Origin of the sequence: Rhodovastum atsumiense (genome assembly GCF_937425535.1) — a bacterium.
In the GTDB taxonomy this organism is placed as follows: domain Bacteria; phylum Pseudomonadota; class Alphaproteobacteria; order Acetobacterales; family Acetobacteraceae; genus Rhodovastum; species Rhodovastum atsumiense.
Genome location: NZ_OW485601.1, coordinates 5,333,969 through 5,351,189 on the forward strand (window position 1 = coordinate 5,333,969; position 17,221 = coordinate 5,351,189).

The 17,221-nt window shown below is 69.2% G+C and carries 16 protein-coding genes; 7 read left to right on the plus strand and 9 right to left on the minus strand.

Annotation, left to right across the window (positions count from 1 at the left end; all coding sequences use genetic code 11):
- Positions 1-8: 8 nt before the first annotated feature.
- The 4 genes from NBY65_RS23995 to NBY65_RS24010 all read right to left on the minus strand — a co-directional run bounded on the left by NBY65_RS23995 (position 9) and on the right by NBY65_RS24010 (position 3,285).
- Positions 9-929, minus strand: a complete 921-nt coding sequence (locus NBY65_RS23995; protein WP_150040731.1) for a BKACE family enzyme — start codon at positions 927-929, stop codon at positions 9-11.
- Complete coding sequence (locus tag NBY65_RS24000) at positions 926-1,414, minus strand: MaoC family dehydratase (protein ID WP_150040730.1); 489 nt, start codon at positions 1,412-1,414, stop codon at positions 926-928. Before NBY65_RS24000 ends, NBY65_RS23995 begins: the two co-directional genes overlap by 4 nt.
- Positions 1,411-2,358, minus strand: coding sequence for a 3-hydroxyacyl-CoA dehydrogenase NAD-binding domain-containing protein (locus NBY65_RS24005; RefSeq protein WP_150040819.1), 948 nt, complete (start codon positions 2,356-2,358; stop codon positions 1,411-1,413). Before NBY65_RS24005 ends, NBY65_RS24000 begins: the two co-directional genes overlap by 4 nt.
- A gap of 162 nt (positions 2,359-2,520) precedes the next feature.
- On the minus strand, positions 2,521-3,285 hold the full coding sequence (locus tag NBY65_RS24010) for a crotonase/enoyl-CoA hydratase family protein (protein ID WP_150044117.1): 765 nt from the start codon (positions 3,283-3,285) through the stop codon (positions 2,521-2,523).
- 116 nt (positions 3,286-3,401) lie between these two features.
- On the opposite strand from NBY65_RS24010, the gene NBY65_RS24015 reads away from it, so the two are divergent.
- On the plus strand, positions 3,402-4,946 hold the full coding sequence (locus NBY65_RS24015; protein ID WP_150044115.1) for a class I adenylate-forming enzyme family protein: 1,545 nt from the start codon (positions 3,402-3,404) through the stop codon (positions 4,944-4,946).
- Here the strand turns inward: NBY65_RS24015 and NBY65_RS24020 are convergent, their stop codons facing one another.
- The 3 genes from NBY65_RS24020 to NBY65_RS24030 all read right to left on the minus strand — a co-directional run bounded on the left by NBY65_RS24020 (position 4,947) and on the right by NBY65_RS24030 (position 8,277).
- Positions 4,947-5,576, minus strand: coding sequence for a TetR/AcrR family transcriptional regulator (locus NBY65_RS24020; protein WP_239003066.1), 630 nt, complete (start codon positions 5,574-5,576; stop codon positions 4,947-4,949).
- A gap of 49 nt (positions 5,577-5,625) precedes the next feature.
- Positions 5,626-6,681, minus strand: coding sequence for an MBL fold metallo-hydrolase (locus tag NBY65_RS24025; RefSeq protein WP_150044113.1), 1,056 nt, complete (start codon positions 6,679-6,681; stop codon positions 5,626-5,628).
- Between the two features lie 147 nt (positions 6,682-6,828).
- Positions 6,829-8,277 (minus strand): tryptophanase, encoded by a 1,449-nt coding sequence (locus NBY65_RS24030; RefSeq protein ID WP_150044111.1) that lies wholly within the window; start codon positions 8,275-8,277, stop codon positions 6,829-6,831.
- A 319-nt stretch (positions 8,278-8,596) separates the two neighbouring features.
- Between NBY65_RS24030 and NBY65_RS24035 the strand changes: the two genes are divergently transcribed.
- From NBY65_RS24035 to NBY65_RS24045, 3 genes are read left to right on the plus strand one after another with little or no spacing between them, the layout of a single operon-like run.
- On the plus strand, positions 8,597-9,139 hold the full coding sequence (locus tag NBY65_RS24035; protein ID WP_150044109.1) for a YfiR family protein: 543 nt from the start codon (positions 8,597-8,599) through the stop codon (positions 9,137-9,139).
- 3 nt (positions 9,140-9,142) lie between these two features.
- Positions 9,143-11,179: a TonB-dependent receptor plug domain-containing protein gene (locus NBY65_RS24040; protein WP_150044107.1), complete on the plus strand. Its 2,037-nt coding sequence runs from the start codon at positions 9,143-9,145 to the stop codon at positions 11,177-11,179.
- A gap of 23 nt (positions 11,180-11,202) precedes the next feature.
- Positions 11,203-11,451, plus strand: a complete 249-nt coding sequence (locus tag NBY65_RS24045) for an aldo/keto reductase (RefSeq protein WP_250265769.1) — start codon at positions 11,203-11,205, stop codon at positions 11,449-11,451.
- A 273-nt stretch (positions 11,452-11,724) separates the two neighbouring features.
- Here the strand turns inward: NBY65_RS24045 and NBY65_RS24050 are convergent, their stop codons facing one another.
- A complete protein-coding gene (locus NBY65_RS24050; RefSeq protein ID WP_150044105.1) occupies positions 11,725-12,450 on the minus strand; it encodes an aspartate/glutamate racemase family protein in 726 nt (241 codons plus the stop codon).
- 176 nt (positions 12,451-12,626) lie between these two features.
- Here NBY65_RS24050 and NBY65_RS24055 point away from each other — a divergent pair, with 176 nt between their 5' ends.
- Together NBY65_RS24055 and NBY65_RS24060 are read left to right on the plus strand one after the other, a co-directional pair.
- Positions 12,627-13,088 (plus strand): Lrp/AsnC family transcriptional regulator, encoded by a 462-nt coding sequence (locus NBY65_RS24055; protein ID WP_150044103.1) that lies wholly within the window; start codon positions 12,627-12,629, stop codon positions 13,086-13,088.
- Positions 13,089-13,241: 153 nt separating this feature from the next.
- Positions 13,242-14,222 carry a magnesium transporter CorA family protein gene (locus NBY65_RS24060; protein ID WP_150044101.1) on the plus strand — a complete coding sequence of 327 codons (981 nt, stop codon included), beginning with the start codon at positions 13,242-13,244 and terminating at the stop codon, positions 14,220-14,222.
- Here the strand turns inward: NBY65_RS24060 and pdxR are convergent.
- Positions 14,200-15,669: a MocR-like pyridoxine biosynthesis transcription factor PdxR gene (pdxR, locus tag NBY65_RS24065; RefSeq protein ID WP_203330675.1), complete on the minus strand. Its 1,470-nt coding sequence runs from the start codon at positions 15,667-15,669 to the stop codon at positions 14,200-14,202. The two genes, NBY65_RS24060 and pdxR, sit on opposite strands and share 23 nt — an antisense overlap.
- 133 nt (positions 15,670-15,802) lie before the next feature.
- Between pdxR and NBY65_RS24070 the strand changes: the two genes are divergently transcribed.
- Positions 15,803-16,525, plus strand: coding sequence for a type 1 glutamine amidotransferase (locus NBY65_RS24070; protein WP_239003064.1), 723 nt, complete (start codon positions 15,803-15,805; stop codon positions 16,523-16,525).
- Positions 16,526-17,221: the final 696 nt, after the last annotated feature.

The following is a 17,221-nucleotide window of genomic DNA, read 5'->3' on the forward strand; positions in this document are numbered from 1 at the left end:
TTGGCGCCTCAGCCCAGGGCGAAATGCGGCCGCGTCGTGGCGCGCTGCAGCGGCAGCCCCATGATCCGGCGCGCTTCCGCCGGAGTGGCCGGCTCGAATCCCATCTCGCGCACCAGCCGCACCACGCGCTCGGTCAGTTGCACGTTGGTCGCCAGTTCGCCCTGCCGGTAATAGAGGTTGTCCTCCAGCCCCACCCGCACATGCCCGCCCAGCAGCAGCGCGTTCATCGCCGCCGGCAGTTGCGCCGGGCCGATGCCGCTGACGCAGAAGATGCAGCCGGGCGGCAACGTGTCCACCATCATCTGCAGCACCCGCGGCGAATACGGCATCGCGTTCTGAAAGCCCCGATGCGTGCCGAGCACCAGGTTGACGAAGTAGGGCGGCTCGTCGAACCCTTCCTCGATCAGCGTGGTCATGTCCTGCACGATATGGGTCGGGCTGAACACTTCCCATTCCGGCTTGATGCCGCGTGCGCGCATGCCGGCGGCCAGTTCCCGGCAGCGCGAGGGCGCCGTGTTCATCAGCACTTCCCGCCCGCCGAAGCTGGCGACGACGGTGGTGGCGTCGAGCGTGCACATCTCGGCGCCCGCCTCCATGCCCTTCAGCCGCTCTTCCCACAGGATCTCCCAATAGCCGTTGGGCGCCTGCGCCACCATGTCGCCATGCACCCCGCCGCCGGTCGAGTTGTTGATGACGATGTCGCAGCGGGCGCGGATGCGTTCGTTGATGTCGCGATAGATCGCCGGGTCGCAGGTGGCGCCGCCATCGGGACGGCGGGCATGCACCGCCACCACGCTGGCGCCGGCATTGTAGCAATCATAGACGTCGCGGGCGATTTCCTCCGGCTGCTGCGGCAGGTACGGGCTCTGCTCGCGGGTCGCCATGCCGCCGGTCGGGGCGATGGTGACGATGACCTTGCGGGTGCTCATGCGTTTTCTCCCTGGATGTTGTCATGCGGCGCGGACGGCGCCCGGCGCGGCACCATCACCGCCGTCGCGAAGGACTGCACGACCTCGTCGCGTTGGTTGAAGGTGGTAATCTGGAACGTCACCAACCCTTTTTCCGGCCGGCTGCGGGAGAGCCGCGCCGCGGTCACCTCCACCGTCACCCGCAGCGCATCGCCGGGACGCACCGGGCGTGGCCAGCTCAGCCGCTCGACGCCGGTGCCCATGCCGCCGCCCGGGATCGGCGGCAGCGCCTCGATGAACAGGCGCATGGAAATGGCGGCGGTGTGCCAGCCACTCGCTACCAGCTCGCCGAACTGGCTGGCCGCCGCGGCTTCCTCGTCGATGTGCTGCGGCTGCGGGTCGAACTCGACGCCGAAGCTCTTGATGCGGGCGGCATCCACCAGGATGGGGCCGGCCCGGAACACGGCGCCGGGCGGGAAATCCTCGAAATGATGCAGGCGGGTCACGGCAGTTGCTCCGCCGCGGCCTTCAGTCGCAACAGGCCCAGCAGCGCCGCGTCGCGCGCCGCCACCAGCGCGGCCTCGTCGCGCCCGGCCAGCTCCGCCGCGACCCCCGCCGCGACCTGCTGCCCGAGCCCGTCATCCACCGCGACGGTGCCCAGGTCGCGCCACACCGCCTCGGTCGCCTGCCAGATCGGCTTGCCGAGCAGCGCGCCGATGCCGCCCTCGCCGCCGGAGAGATGCAGGTTGAGGAACGGCCCCAGCAGCGCCCAGCGCAGCCCGGGGCCATGCGCGATCGCCGCGTCTATATCGGCGACATCGGCGACGCCGCTGCGCACCAGGTGGAACGCCTCCTGCCACAGCGCCGCCTGCAGGCGGTTGGCGACATGGCCGGGCGCTTCGCGGCGCAGACGGATCGGATGCTTGCCCAGGGCGGCATAGAACGCCATCGCGCGATCCACCGCCCAGGGCTCGGTGCGGCGACCGCCCACCACCTCCACCAGCGGCACGAGATGCGGCGGGTTGAAGGGATGACCCAGCAGCACCCGGCCGGGCGTGGCGCAGCCCTCCTGGAAATCGCTTGCCGCCAGCGTCGAGGAACTGGAGGCGAGCACTGTCTCCGGTGGCGCCGCGTGGTCGAGGCGAGCAAACAGATCCCGCTTCAGATCCAGCCGCTCCGGGCCGTTCTCCTGCACAAAACCCGCTTCCGCGACGGCTGCTTCGGGCGAGGCGTGGACGCGCAGCCGCTCCGGCGTGGCGCCAGGGGCTAGGCCGACCGCCTCAAGCACCGGCCAGCACGCGGCGACGCGGTGGCGCAGCGTTGCCTCGGCGTCCGGCGCGGGGTCCCAGGCGGTGACTTCCAGGCCACGCGCCAGGAACAGCGCCGCCCAGCTCGCGCCGATGACGCCGGTGCCGATCACCGCTGCCTGCCTGATGTCTGCTCCGCTCATGGCGGATGTCCTCCCTGTTGGCGGGGCGTTGCCCCGCGCCCCACCAGGAGGCTTCGCCTCCTGGACCTCCACCAAGGGCTTCGCCCTTGGATCCCGCCGCGCAGCGCACCCGGGGTGCAGGGGCCTTGTGGCCCCTGCCGGGTCCAGGGCAGAGCCCTGGCCTTACTTGCTGTCGCGCCGCTCGATAAACGCCGCCAGTCGCTGCGCGGCTTCCGGTCCGGTCTGTGCCAGCGCCGCCATCATGCTTTCGACGAACAGACCGTCTTCCTCGCTCATGTCCTGGATGCGCGGCAGGGCCTGCAGGATGCCAAGCACGGTCAGCGGTGCCATGCCGGCGATCTTCAGCGCGAGTTCCTCGGCCTGGGCCAGCGCGGTCCCTTCCGGGACAAGATACTGCACCAGCCCCATGCGTTCGGCGGCGGCGGCATCCAGCACCCGGCCGGTCAGCATCATGTCGGTGATGCGCGCGAGGCCGAGCAGCCTTGCCACGTGTACCGACGCACCGCCGCCGACATAGATGCCGCGCTGGCCTTCCGGCAAGGCGAAGAAGGCCGAGCTGTCGGCGACGCGGATATGGCAGGTGGCGGCGAGTTCCAGCCCGCCGCCGACGGTTGCCCCGTGCAGGGCCGCGATGGCGGGCACCCGGCCGCGGCGGATCCGGGCGAACACCGTGTGCCAGGCGCGGGAGATCAGGAAGGTTTCCTCGGCGGCGCGCGCCCGGTGCTCCGCGAGGTCGAGCCCGGCGCTGAAGCAACTGCCATGGCCGAACAGCACCATGGCCCGTGCCTCGGCCTGCGCGCGGCGGAGCGCATCGTCAAGCGCGGTGAGCAGGGCCTCGTTGATGGCATTGCGCTTGGCCGGCCGATCGAGGCCGATCCAGGCGACGGGGCCACGCAGCTCGTACCTGACGGTGCTTTCGCCGGACATTGGTTTCCTCCCTGGGCCGAAGCCTGTGGCGAACATACCGACCGGTATTGACGAATGTCAACGCCGGGGAATATCACTTGGGCAACGACCGACAAGGCGCCCAGAAGGAGGAAACCGTGCCAGCCATTCAGCTCCCGGCCCACGGCCGTGGCGAGCCGCATACGCCGTTCCGCACCTTGGTCGATCTATGGGCGAACGCGGTCGCCGCGGTGCCCGGCCAGGTCGCCATCGAGGATGCCACCGGGGTGCTGACATACCATGAGGTATGGTCCTTGGCGCAGGCCCTGGCGGTGGATCTGCGCCGCCGGGGCTGTGCCGGACGGGGGGTGGCGATCCTGCTGCCCAACGGCGCCGATTTCCACCTGGCCTATCTGGGCGCGTTACGGGCCGGCGCGATCCCGGCGCCGATCAACCCGGTCTATCCGGCGCCGCAGGTGGCGGCGCTGTTGGGCATTGCCAGGGCGCGCGTGGTGCTCGCGCCCGCGCCGGTCGATCCCGCCTTGCGGGACGCGGTCGCGGCGCTGCCCGATGCGGAGCTGGTTGCCTTTGACCGTGCCGCCCTGGTGGCGGCACCACACTCCTCCGAAGAGTTGCCGCTGCCCTGCCTGGACAATCCCGGCGTGCTGCTGTTCAGCGGTGGCACCACCGGCATTTCCAAGGGCATCGTGCATTCCCATGCCGCCATGGCGAATGCCGTGCGCGCCATGGAGTATATCTGGTCCACCCGGGCCACGGGCGAGGTGTGGCTGCCGGTAGCGCCGATGTCGCATATCTACGGCTTCCTGATGGGCGTGCTGAACCCGGTCTACGGTGCCGGGCGCATCGTCGTGCCACCGCGTTTCCAGCCCGACCTGATCGTGGACATGTTCGGCCGGCATCGCGTGACGGTGTTCGGCGGCGGGCCGGCGCCGATCTACGCCGCCCTGCTGGCGGCGACCAATTTCGCCACCACGGATCTGTCCGCCTTGGCCGTCTGTCCCTCCGGTGGCGCGCCGACGCCGGTGGAGCTGATCGAGCGCTGGCGGCGGGCGACCGGGCTAACCATCCACGAAGGCTACGGCATGACCGAGATGGCGCCGATCGCCGGATCGAACGAATGGATCGGGCTGAAGCCCGGTTCTGTCGGCCGGCCGCTGCCGTGCAACCGGGTGGAAATCGTCGATGCCGAGACCGGCACGCGGGTGCTGCCTCCGGGCGAGGCGGGCGAGATCCGGATCGCCGGTCCCTATGCGATGACGGGCTATCTCGACCGTCCCGACGAGACCGCACGGACGCTGCGCGATGGCTGGATCCACACCGGCGATATCGGCCATCTCGATGCGGACGGGTTCCTCTTCGTCACCGACCGCAAGAAGGACATGGTGGTGGTGAAGGGCTTCAACGTTTTCCCGCGCGTGGTCGAGGAGGTTGTGCTTACCCATCCGCTGGTGCACCAGGCTGGCATGGTCGGGGTGAAGGACGACCGCTCCGGCGAGCGTCTCGTCGCCTTCGTCGCCGCCGATCCCGAGCTGACCGAGGCGGAGCTGCGCGACTACGTGGCCGCGCGCGTCGCCGCCTACATGGTGCCGGCCGAGTTCCGGCTGATGGAGGAATTGCCGATGACGCCCGCCGCCAAGCTGGACCGGATGCGGCTGCGCCGGTTGGCGCTGGAGCCGGCCTGATCAGGGGCGCGCCGCCGGGCCGGGCTCGGCGGCGAGGCCGAGCACCCGGACCGCGGTTTCCAGATAGATCTGGTCCGGGACCGCTTCCGCCAGGGTCGGGTGCAGGACGCTGTCGCCCATCATGACGCAATAGGCGAGATAGGCGCGCGCGGTGGCCTCCGTGCGGTCGAAGCCCCGGGCGCGGAACATCTGCTCGAAGAATTTCAGCCGCACCGCGTCGACTTCGCGCACCGCCCTGGCGGCTTCCGCGTCGCGCCGCGCCCAGTCGCGGATGCTCGCTTCCAGCGCGGCGGCCTGGCGGGAGCGGGAGCGGCGCGGCAGCACCAGCAGGGCGCGCAGAATCGAGGCGCCCCCCATCGCCGTGCCGCTCAGCCGGCCGATGAGGTCCAGCGTCGCCCGCCGCCGCCAGTGCTCAAGCAGCCGCCGCAACAGGTCGCCCAGCGCGCCGAAATGCCAGTAGAAACTGCCCTTGGTCACGCCCAGCCGCTCGCACAGCGCCGGGATCTGCACGCCGCGGACGTTTTCCTCGGCCAGGATGGTGGTGCCCGCCTCGATCCAGGCTTCCGGGGTCAGGGGGGCATCGGCGCGCCGGCGCCGACGCCCGCCATGTGGCTTGTTCGCGTCCAGCATGCACAAGCCCTAGACCGGCTCCGGCGGATCCGCCAGGGCGCATCGCGGCTCAGGCCGTCGCGCCACTGGTCCAGACCTGCCCCGGCCGGGCGGCCAGGAACCGTGCGGGGTCGATGCCTTCGGCGGCGAGCGCCGCGGCGAGGTCGGCGGCCGGGCGCCCGGCGCCCTCGTTGGTCAGCCGGAAGGTGCCCCAATGATAGCCGAGTGCCTGGCGCGCCCCGAGCAACCCGAAGGCCAGCACCGCGTCAGCCGGATTCATGTGCTGGTCCACCATGAACCACCGGGGCTCGTAGGCACCGATCGGCAGCAGCGCGAGGCCGGGCGCACCGTGTCGCCCGGCGATCCGGCGGAACGGGCGCCCGTCATCGAATCCCGTGTCGCCCGTGAAGAAGATGCCATCGCCCAGACCGCGCAGCACGAAGCCGCACCAGAGCGCGCGGTTCCGGTCCATGAGCCCGCGCGCCGACCAGTGGTGGACCGGTTCCAGCACGGCGTCCACGCCGTTGCCCAGCGGTACCGTGTCATCCCAGTCGGCGGTGGTGACGGCGATGTCCGGATCGTGGCTGCGGATGGCGGCATCGTTGCCGAGCGGGGCGACGATGTGGGGTCGGTCGCGCTGCCACAGCCGCGCCAGCGTGGCGGCGTCGAGGTGGTCGTAATGGCCGTGCGAGACCAGCACCACGTCGATCGGCGGCAGATCGTCGAAGGCGATGCCCGGTGCGTTGACCCGTCGTGGCCCCATGAAGGAGAACGGGCTCGCGCGCTCCGACCAGACCGGATCGGTCAGGATGTTGAGGCCGACCCCTTGGATCAGGAAGGTCGCGTGCCCGGCGAAGCTCACCCGCAGTGTGTTGCCCGCGACGCGGCGGGGCGGCCGGTCGGTGGCGAACGGGCTTGGACAGGCATCCGGCCAGCTTTCGCCGCGCTCGGTCAGTTGCCAGCGCAGAAGATCGAGGATGCCGCGCGGCCCGCTTCCGCCCGGGTTGAAGAACCGCGCACCATCGAAATGATCGCTGGCTGGCCCGGTGTCGGCGGCCGCCACGCCGTCCTTGCCCCTTCCGATCGAGGGCAGGTCCGACGGGGAGATGCTCCTGGTGTCGTTCACCTTGTGTCTTTCGGTGTCGTGCGGGCGCGCACCGCACAGGTCAAAGCAGACCCAACCTGTGGTCGGGCAGCATGCCGGTCAAGGGACGCAGAAGGAGCGAATTGGTCCGGGGGATTGCCCGGATGCGGACGGTCCCCCGGACGCGGGCTACAGGCTGTCGCCGAAATCCGCCCGGAAGCGGGCGAGCAGCCTTTCCTGCCAGTCGCTGGTTGGCTGCAGCCGGCCGAAGAAGAACCGCAGCACCTTGGGTTCCTCGACGAAGCGCAGCCCCCCGACGAGATCACGGTTGCGATACAGCCAGTCGATGCGGTCGATCGCGTATTTCACCTGCGAGAGCGTGAACACCCGCCGCGGCATCGCCAGCCGCAGCAGTTCCATGTTCGAGAAGGTCTCGCTGCCGTCCGGCCCGCGTTGCTCCGACAGCGAGCCGCGTTCCATCCCGCGCACGCCGCTGACCAGATACAGCGCCGAGGCCAGCGCGCCGGCCGGGTATTCGGCCTGCGGCAGATGCGGCAGGAAGCGCATCGCGTCGAGATGGCAGCCGAGCCCGCCGGGTGGGGTGATTACCGGCACGCTGCGCCGCGCCAGGTCTTCGACCATGTAGGCGATGAATTGCGGGCCCTGCGAGATCATCGTCTCGTCCATGGTCTCCTCGAGCCCGACCGCCAGCGCCTCGATCTCGCGGATCGACATGCCGCCATAGGTCAGGAAGCCCTCGTACAGCGTGATCAGCTCGCGCATCTTCAGGAAGGCGTCCTGGCTGCGGGTGCAGATGCCGCCGCCGCGCGCGCATCCCAGCTTGCGGGCCGAGAAATAGATGATGTCCGCCAGATCGGCGATGGCGCGGGTGATCTCGCGGATCGACATGTCCCGGCAGGCCGGCTCGCGCGTCTTGATGAACCAGAGATTGTCCGCGAGCAGGCTGGCGTCGAACACCAGCATTAGCCCGTGCCGGTCGCAAACCTCGCGCACCTCGCGCAGGTTCTGCAGCGAGTGCGGCTGGCCGCCGATCAGGTTGGTGCCGGTCTCGATGCGCACGAAGGCGATCCGTTCGGCGCCGTGGGTGTCGATCAGTTGCTGCAGCTTGCCGACATCCATGTTGCCCTTGAACGGGACGTCGCTGCTGACCTGCAGCCCTTCGTCGACGATGATCTCCTCGACGCTGCCGCCGTTGAGGACGATATGCGCCTTGGTGGTGGTGAAATGATAGTTCATCGGCACGATCGTGCCGGGGCGGACGAACACCCGCGCAATGATGTTCTCCGCCGCCCGGCCCTGGTGCACCGGCAGGAAATACTCCATGCCGAACAGGTCCTGGATCCGGGTCTCCAGCCGGGTGAAGGTTTCCGAGCCGGCATAGCTATCATCAGCTTCCATCATCGCCGCGAGCTGCCGGTCGCTCATGGCGTTGACGCCGCTGTCGGTCAGCATGTCGAGGTAGATGTCGCGGTTGCGCAGCAGGAAGGTGTTGTTCCCGGCCTCGGCGATGGCGCCGAGGCGGCGCTCGATCGGGACCAGGTTCAGCTTCTGCACGATGCGAACTTTGTGCATTTCCAGCGGAATGGTTTCGCCGGAGTAGAACTTCACGGTGGACATTTCGAATTTTGGCCCTGTGTGTGACGGCGCGGCGGGACGGGGCGGCAGCGACTATAGCAGCCGCGCCGGATGCGGTGAGCCCCACCCCCGCGGACCATGCCCGCTGCCAGACCGCCGCAGGCTCTGCGAAATTGACGGAATTGCCAGCGCATCCCCCGAATCTGTGGCGGGGAAGCCACATCATCGCGGCCAAAACACGCTGAAGTTGAATAACATCGATTGTATTCCCGTGTTCTGACAATATGCGAAACGCTGAGCTGTCAGGATGCGACCGCTGTCCGCGAGGCTCGCGAACGTCGCTGGGGGCCGCGTGGGAACCTTGCCTGATCGACATGCCGGGCGGCGCCGGGTGTTGCGCCTTGGCGTGGCCTGGCTCAGCCTGGCGACAATCGCGGCAGCGGTCGAGCCCGGCCCCGATGAGGTCGAGGTCATTGCCCGGACCCTGGGTTTCCTCATCGCCGCGCCGGGCGGAACGATCGATATCGGCCTGGTCTATCCCACGGGATCCGAGGCCGGCCGCACCACGGCCGAGCGGATCGCCGCCACCCTTGGTCCTCGCTTCGTCGTCGATGACCTCACGTTGCGTCCTCGCCCGCTGACGGTCGAGGAGGCCGGCCGGGTGGCCCCACCCGTACTGCTGCTCACGCAGGCCGCCTTGCCGCAGGCCGGGATCCTTGCCGCCTCGCTCGCCGGCAAGCGGGTGCTCACCGCCAGCACCGATCCCGGCAGCGTCGAGCGCCAGCAGGTGGTGCTCGCCGTGCGCGCCCATCCCCGCATCGAGATCTTCGTCAGCCATGCCGCCGCCAGGATGGCCGGCCTGCAGTTTTCGACCGCCTTTCGCATGTTTGTTCAGGAGCGCTGACCGATGCGTCCCCTCCGCCGGCAGCCTCGTGCGACCTTGCCGACCTTGCTCCTGGGCCGCCTGTTGATCCTCGCCGCGCTGGCGGCTGCCCTTCCTGTCCTGGCCGCGGCCGATGATCTCAATCCCTCGGCACTGGAGCGCCTCGTCAAGGAGCCGGTGACCACCAGCGCCACCGGCAAGCCGCAGCGCGCGGGCGACGCACCGGTCGCCATGGACATCATCACCGCCGAGCAGATCCGCCGCTCTGGCGCGCACGACATTCCCGGTGTGCTGGCCCGCTACACCACCCTCGACGTGATCCGTTTTACCCCGGACGACTATGCGGTCGGGGTGCGCGGCTATGCCACGCCGAACGTGCCGCGGCTGCTGGTGCTGGTCGACGGGCGGCAGGTCTATCTCGACGACTACGGCCGCACGATCTGGTCGGCGATCCCGGTGCAGTTGTCGGAGATCCGCCAGATCGAGGTGGTGCGTGGCCCCAACAGCGCCCTGTTCGGCTTCAACGCCGCCGCCGGCGTGATCAATATCCTCACCTACAACCCTGCCCATGACCGGGTCAGCAACCTGGTGCTGCGCGGCGGCACCGGGGCCTATGGCGAAGTGTCGGGCGTGGCCACGACGCCGCTGCCCGGCGATGGCGGCCTGCGCATCTCCACCGGCCTGCGCCGGCAGGATCCGTTCTGGCGCGGCCTCACGGATGTCGACCAGCGCGTCAGCCCGCGCAACGCGCAACTGGCCGGCACGGCCCGGTTCGGTCTCGGTCCGGATGTCCGGGTGGGGCTCGACGCCAGCTACGCCGCCGCCACCACCGGACAGCGGGATTTCGCCTTCAGCACCCGGCAGGAGCTGGAGGTCTGGAGCCTGCGCGGGCGCGTCTCTGCCGAGACCGGGCTGGGCGTGCTCGCTGCGTCCGTCTATCACAACGGCCTTGGCCTGCGCGTCGGTGGCACGCCCGCCACCCAGCAGGGTGTCACCACGATCGAGCTGAGTGACACGATCAAGCCGGGGCCGGCGCATACGCTGCGACCGTTCCTGCAGTACCGGCAGAACGCCCTGCAGCAAAGCGATGACTGGAGGCTTTCCGGCAACCTGGTCACCGGCCAATCAGCGCGGGTCGGCTATCGGGTCGCGTCTGCCGGAGGCATGTGGAACTGGGCGATTGCCGACGGCCTGGAATGGACGGCGGCGGTGCGGTACGACCAGCTCTGGCTGCATGGCGCGGGCTATGATGGACCGGGCCAGCCCTTCTCCGACGCCGAGTACGACCGGCGCGGCTTCGGCACGCTGGCGTGGAATGCCGGCCTGGTCTGGAAGGCAAGTCCCGCGGATACCGTGCGCCTGTCGGTGGCCCGGGGCATCCAGCCCCCTACCTTGCTGGACCTGGGGGCACGGATCGGCTCGCGGGCCGTGGTGCTGGCGGGGTCGCCCTTCGCGCCGATCACGGTGGTCGACGACTACGAGATCGGCTATCGCCGCCGCCTGGAACCGCTCGCGACCGATATCGAGCTGACGGCCTTCACCCAGGCCAACCGGGCCATGACCAGCACCCTGGGCGCGTACCCGACCCTGTGGCCCCCCGCCGTGGCCGCGCCGACCATCGTGCCCGTCAGCCTCGGCACCTCCCACGTCACGGGCCTGGAAATCGGCACGACCACGCGGCTTGGCCCGGAACTGGAGGTCGGCCTGAAATACCGCGGTGCCTTCACCGGCGGCCGGCTCATGCCGGCCTATATCGAGTATCAGCGTGCCTCGCCTCGCCACATCGCCATCGCGCATGTCGGCTGGACGCATGGCCGGTGGGAGGCCGACCTGTTCACCCGCTATGCCAGTTCGGCCGCCGGATACCGCTTCTCCGGCACCGGGTCCGGGCTGGTGCTGGTGAAGGATTACGTCACCGCTTCGGCGCGCCTGGCATGGCGGGTCACGCCGAAGCTGACCATGGCCCTGGAAGGGGAGGATGTGCTGCAGGCGTACCAGGCGCAGAGCATCGGCAGCCTGGTCGAACGCCGGATCTACCTGTCGTTGCGCGCAGATTTCTGATCCGCGCCGCGGCAGGGGATGACATCGGCACCGCCACCTTCGGCGGCGGCACCGATTTCTACAAGGCGTGGGGCGCGACCGATGCGGCGGCGACGCGGCTGGTCGATATCTGCCGCGATCACGGCGTCTCGCTGTTCGACACCGCGGATTCCTATTCCATGGGGCTGGCGGAACGGATCCTGGGGGAAGCGATCAGGGGGCGGCGCAACCGCCTGCTGATCTGGGCAAGGTGCGCTACATCGGCTGTTCGAACTTCGCCGGCTGGCACCTGATGAAATCGCTGGCCGTTGCCGATCGCTACGGCTATCCGCGCTATGTCGCGCACCAGGCCTATTATTTGCTGCCGCATCGCGACGACGAATGGGAACTGATGCCGCTCGACCGCGACCAGGGGGGGCGCCATGGTCTGGAGCCCGCTCGGCTGGGGCAAACTGACCGGCAGGATCCCGATGCTCAACGAGCGCGGTCCGGCCGCAGTCGGGAGAAAATAAGGCGTCGGGCCGGCGCGGTCGACCCGACGCCGGCCCGTCGTGTGTGCCGTCCGCTCAGGCCGCCGGACGCAGCGAGGAGTCCGGCGATGCGCCGAGCGCGAAGTCAAGCGCGGCCTGGGCGTGCAGCCGGGTGGAATCGAAGCCGGGGCAGGGCAGCTTGTCCGGATCGAGGATCAGGCAGATCTCCGTGCAGCCCAGGATCACCGAATCCGCGCCCTCGGCGATGCCCTGCTGCAGGATCTGCATCAGCCGCGCATGCGATTCCGGGCGGACCACGCCGCGGCACAGTTCCTCGAAGATGATCGCGTGCACGTCGGCGCGACCGGCCTCGTCCGGCACCAGCGGGTCAAGCTCCGCCGCGCGGCGCAGGCGGGTCGTATAGAAGCCCTGCTCGGCGGTGTAGCGGGTGGCGAGCAGCAGCGGCCGGCGGCATCCTGCCGCGCGTACCGCCTGCCCGGTGACGTCGACGATGTGCAGCAGCGGCACCGAGAGCCAGGCCGCGACCTGGTCGGCCACCAGGTGCATCGTGTTGGTGCAGATCAGCACGCACTGCGCCCCGGCCCGCTCCAGGCCCTGCGCCGCATTGCCCAGGACCCGCGCCGCCTCGTCCCAGCGCCCGGCCTGCTGCAATCCGACGATGCGGGCGAAATCCACGGAATGCAGCACGATCTCGGCCGAATGCAGGCCGCCAAGTCGTTCCCGCACGGCTTCGTTCAACAGGCGATAATAGACGGCGGTGCTTTCCCAGCTCATCCCGCCGATCAGGCCGATTCGTTTCATGACAGGGTTCTGCTCCGTCGCTTAACCGGTTCGATGCCGATCCTGCCCTGGCCGGCGTGCATCCGGGACGCGAAAACGGCATGGTTTTGCTGTGAGGACGCGTTGAAACCGCGCGGCTTTACCCATTCCGCGCGAAATTCTTGCATGCTGTGCTGAATCGACGCATGCAGGCCAACATGCTGGACGATCGTGACCGTGCCCTGCTGTCCCGCCTGCAGCGCGACGCCGACGTGGCGGTCGCCGAACTGGCGGAACAGGTGAATCTCTCGCCCTCGGCCTGTGCCCGGCGCATCGCCCGGCTGCGCGCCGAGGGCTATCTCACCCGGCTGGTGGCCCGGCTGGACCGCCGGCGCATGGGCCTGCCCACCACCGTTTTTGTCGTGGTGAAGACCGCGCAGCATTCGGCCGAATGGCTGGAGCAGTTCCGTGCGGCACTTGCCGACGTCCCCGAAATCATCGAGGCGCACCGGCTGACCGGGAATTTCGACTATATCCTGAAGATCGTGCTCCCCAACGTGGAGCATTATGACGCCATTTACAAGAAACTGATCCAGCGCCTGCCGCTGTTCGAGGTGTCCGCCTATATTTCGATGGAGACCATGAAACACGACACGCCATTGCCGGTCACCTATGGCTAGAATGGTCCCACCCGCCCCCCTGATCCTGACCGGGCGCAGGACCTCCACGGCCTGCCCTTGGATTTCGTCGGCGCGAGGCGGTATGCCCGTGCGGCAGACCTCCGGGATGTGACCTCGTTCGGGTCTACTCCCACGCGCGAAGGAACACCGACGATGCTGAACGTCTTCAGCACCGAGACCCGCCTGATTCCCCTGCAGGCCAGCGAGGCCGCCATCCTGCCGGAGGGCGTCGCGTGGATCGACCTGTTGCGGCCGACCCAGGACGAAGAAAAATTCATCGCGCGCAGCCTCGGCATCGAGATCCCGACCCGCGAGGAAATGCAGGAGATCGAGCCGTCGAGCCGCCTCTACATCGAGAACGGCGCGATGTACCTGACCGCCAACATCCTCGTGAACGCCGATACGGACGAGCCCGGCAGCACCGCCGTCACCTTCATCCTCTCCGGACAGCGCCTGATCACGATCCGCTACGCCGAGCCGCGGCCCTTCGTCACCTTCGCCGCCCACATCACCCGCCAGCCCGGGCTGTGTGTCTCCGGGCCGGTGGCGCTGATCAACCTGCTCGACGCCATCGTCGATCGCATCGCCGATATCCTGGAGAAGGTCGGGGCCGACGTCGATGGGCTGTCGCGGCATGTGTTCCGGCGCGATTCGAAACGGGGCACCCGCCGCCGCTCCGAGGTCGAGTTCGAGGCGGTGCTGCGCCGGATCGCCCATAACCAGGACCTCACCGCCAAGGCTCGCGACAGCCTGGTCAGCCTCGGCCGCCTGCTGAGCTTCCTTGCCCTGCCCGGCGAGGCGAAGCAGGCCAAGGACCTGCGCATGCGCGCCAAGAGCCTCAGCCGCGACGTGATGTCGCTGACCGACCATACCGGCTTCGTTGCGGGCAACATCAACTTCCTGCTCGAGACCAACATGGGCATGATCAACATCGAGCAGAACGCCATCATCAAGATCTTCTCGGTGGCCGCCGTGGTGTTCCTGCCGCCGACGCTGGTGGCCAGCATCTACGGCATGAACTTCGAGTTCATGCCGGAGCTGAAGTGGATGCTGGGCTATCCCCTGGCGATCGGGCTGATGATCGTCTCCGCCGTGCTGCCGTATCTCTGGTTCAAGCACCGGGGCTGGTTGTGACGGCGTCGATGGCGGTGGCCAGCCGCCGGGCGGCCAGCTCCACCCGCTCCGGCGGCGAGGCGGCGAACCCCGCGAGCAGGCCCTGGCTCGGTTGCTCGCCAAGGTAGTAGGGCGACAGCGGCCGCACCACCACGCCGCGCCGTCCGGCTTCCGCGGCCACCGTCCGGTCGGGCAGCGCCTCGCCGAGCCGCAGCAGCAGGTGCATCCCGGTCTCGGCCGGGGCGATGCCGGCGCGCGGGCCGAGTGCCGCCCGCAGCGCCGCCAGCGTCGCCTCCTGGCGCGTGGCATAGAGCCGGCGCATCCGCCGCAGATGCGCGCCGAAGCGGCCGCTGGTCATGAAGCCGTGCAGCGTGAGCTGCTCGACCAGCGGCGGGTGGCGTTCCAGCATGCCCTTGGCGCGCGCGAACACGCGCCCCAGCCGGCGCGGCAGCACCAGGTAGCCCAGCCGCATGCCCGGCAGCAGCGCCTTGGCGTAGGTGCCGAGATGCAGCACCAGCCCGTCCGGCTGCAGCGCCGCCAGCGCCGGCAGCGGCGTGCCGGCGTAGCGGAATTCCCAGTCGTAGTCGTCCTCGACGATCCAGGCGCCGCAGCGCTCGGCCAGCGCCAGCAACTGCTGCCGGCGCGCCGGGCTCATGGTGACGCCGAGCGGATATTGCCGGCTCGGCGTCACGAAGATCAGCCGTGGGGACGGGGCGAGACGGCTGCCGGCGGCGACGTCCAGCCCCTCGTCATCGACCGGCACCGGCACCAGCCGCGCGCCCCCGGCGGCGAAGATATGGCGGGCACCGACATAGCCGGGATCCTCGATCCACACCGTGGCGCCCGGATCGAGCAGCAGCCGCGCGATCAGGTCCAGCGCCTGTGACGCCCCCGAGGTGACGACCACCTGTTCCTCCGTGCAGGCGAAGCCGCGCGCGGCGCTGATCTGCGCGGCGATGGCGGCGCGCAGGGGCTGCCAGCCGGCGGGGTCGGGATGCGCCAGCATCGCCGGGGTGATCACGCGCCAGGCCTGCGCCGCCAGCCGGTTCCATTCGTGAAAGGGGAAGGCATCGAGTGCCGGCAGGTCGGGCACGAAAGGCAGCGGCACTTCCTGGCCGGGGGGCGGCAGCGCCGCCAGCCACTGCCCCTGGCGTGACAGCGCCGGCAGCGTCGCCGGCGCTGTGGCCGCAAGCGGGGAGGGAGGCGGGGGGCATTCGGCCGGTGGGGCCGCGGCGACGAAGGTGCCGGCGCCGGGGCGCGTCGCCAGGAAGCCCTCGGCGACGAGCTGCTCGGTCATTGCCATCACGGTGTTGCGCCCGACCCGCCACTCGCGCGCGAGCACGCGGCTGGCCGGCAGGCGCGTGCCGGGGGCGAGCCGTCCGTCGCGGATGGCGCATCGCACCGCCTCGACCAGTTGCCGGCCGATCGGCTGCGCCCCGTCGCGGTTTACCGCGAGGACGATCAGCACGCCCCGCCCGCCTTTCGCTCCCAACGCCATCCGCGCGTGCCAACTGGTTCCATTCGAACGTCGCCGGTGGTGCTAGACGCTGGCCGCGCCGGGTTCAATGCTCGCGGCCGGCTTTGCCCAGGGAAAGGTCCTGATGATGCGCATCCTCGTCTTCCAGCATCTCGCCGTCGAGCATCCGGGGGTGTTCCGTGACCTGTGGGCGGCGCGCGGCGACCAGTACCGGGCGGTGGAGCTGGATGCGGGCGAGCCTGTCCCCGACCTTGACGGCTTCGACCTGCTGGTGGCCATGGGCGGTCCGATGGACGTCTGGCAGGAAGACCTCCATCCCTGGCTGGTGGCCGAGAAGGCGGCGATCGCCACCTGGGTGCGCGATCTCGGCCGGCCCTATCTCGGCGTCTGCCTCGGGCACCAGTTGCTGGCGGCGGCGCTCGGGGGCGAGGTCGGGCTGATGGCGCGGCCCGAGGTCGGGCTGGCGGAGGTCGAGTTGACGCCGGAGGGGCGGGCGGATCCGCTGTTCGCCGGGCTGCCGGACCGCTGCCTGACCTTCCAGTGGCACGGCGCCGAGATCCGCCGCCTGCCGCCGGGCGGGGTCGTGCTTGCCGGCAATGCCGCCTGCCCGGTCCAGGCGATCCGCTGGGGGCGGCATGCCTACGGCGTCCAGTACCATGTCGAGATCACGCCGCGGACCGTGCCGGACTGGCAGGCGATCCCCGAATACGCGGCCAGCCTGCAGGCAGCCCTCGGCGTGGACGGCGCGGCGCGGCTGGAAGGAGACGTGGCAGAGCGGCTGCCGGCCTTTGGCGCCGCGGCGTGGCGGCTGGATGCCAATCTGACGGCGATCGTTGGGGGCGGTTGAAGGGCAGGGATCTGCCCGCGGCTTACCTTCCCCACCGCCTCGCGCGCTTCTCGGCGTGATCCGTTCGATTGGCGCGCTGATCCATGCGCGCGACCGCCGGCCATTGCATGCCTCCGTCTGGCCCCCCGTCTGGCACGCGCTCGTGCTGCCGGCCGCCGGACGGCACCTGGCAGCCCTTGGCGCCGCGTTCCTGCCTGCGACGTAGCGGATCTACGCCGGGCCCCGCCATGCATTCACGCCGCGGCAGTCGCGAGGCACTGCGGAACTTGCATGGTTTTGACCACGACTTTTCCAATACCCGCCGCAATTCGCGTTGCCGGACATGGTGGGCGCGGTCATCCGTGATGACGCTGCCCGAAAGGTTGCGGGACTCCGGCACCAGGGAGCGGGATTCATGAGTGTCTTCCTGCGGATGCCGGTGATCCGAAATCGGCAGCAACTCCGCCCGAGCACAATCGTAATAATACGCGCATAAATGGCAAATATCATACAGAATTTGTAAATTTTATATATCTGGGTAACTGCATTTTGAATCACCTAAAAGTGTATTAATATCACAAATAACTTTAACCTTGATCAATATTGAATTTCAGAAATTAGACCTATATTTCCTTGCATGGAATGTTGGTTGCTTACCCTAACATTCCCTCGCCAGCTTTTGCAGGCGTCCGGACGCCGATCACCGCAGTCTTCAGG

Coding starts and splice junctions, on each gene's coding strand:
- NBY65_RS24010 (WP_150044117.1), bottom strand. CDS start 3,285: ATGTCCGGCGAAAGCACCGTCAGGTACGAGCTGCGTGGCCCCGTCGCC.
- NBY65_RS24060 (WP_150044101.1), top strand. CDS start 13,242: ATGCTGAACGTCTTCAGCACCGAGACCCGCCTGATTCCCCTGCAGGCC.
- NBY65_RS24070 (WP_239003064.1), top strand. CDS start 15,803: ATGATGCGCATCCTCGTCTTCCAGCATCTCGCCGTCGAGCATCCGGGG.
- NBY65_RS23995 (WP_150040731.1), bottom strand. CDS start 929: ATGAGCACCCGCAAGGTCATCGTCACCATCGCCCCGACCGGCGGCATG.
- NBY65_RS24005 (WP_150040819.1), bottom strand. CDS start 2,358: ATGAGCGGAGCAGACATCAGGCAGGCAGCGGTGATCGGCACCGGCGTC.
- NBY65_RS24040 (WP_150044107.1), top strand. CDS start 9,143: ATGCGTCCCCTCCGCCGGCAGCCTCGTGCGACCTTGCCGACCTTGCTC.
- NBY65_RS24020 (WP_239003066.1), bottom strand. CDS start 5,576: ATGCTGGACGCGAACAAGCCACATGGCGGGCGTCGGCGCCGGCGCGCC.
- NBY65_RS24050 (WP_150044105.1), bottom strand. CDS start 12,450: ATGAAACGAATCGGCCTGATCGGCGGGATGAGCTGGGAAAGCACCGCC.
- NBY65_RS24030 (WP_150044111.1), bottom strand. CDS start 8,277: ATGTCCACCGTGAAGTTCTACTCCGGCGAAACCATTCCGCTGGAAATG.
- NBY65_RS24055 (WP_150044103.1), top strand. CDS start 12,627: ATGCTGGACGATCGTGACCGTGCCCTGCTGTCCCGCCTGCAGCGCGAC.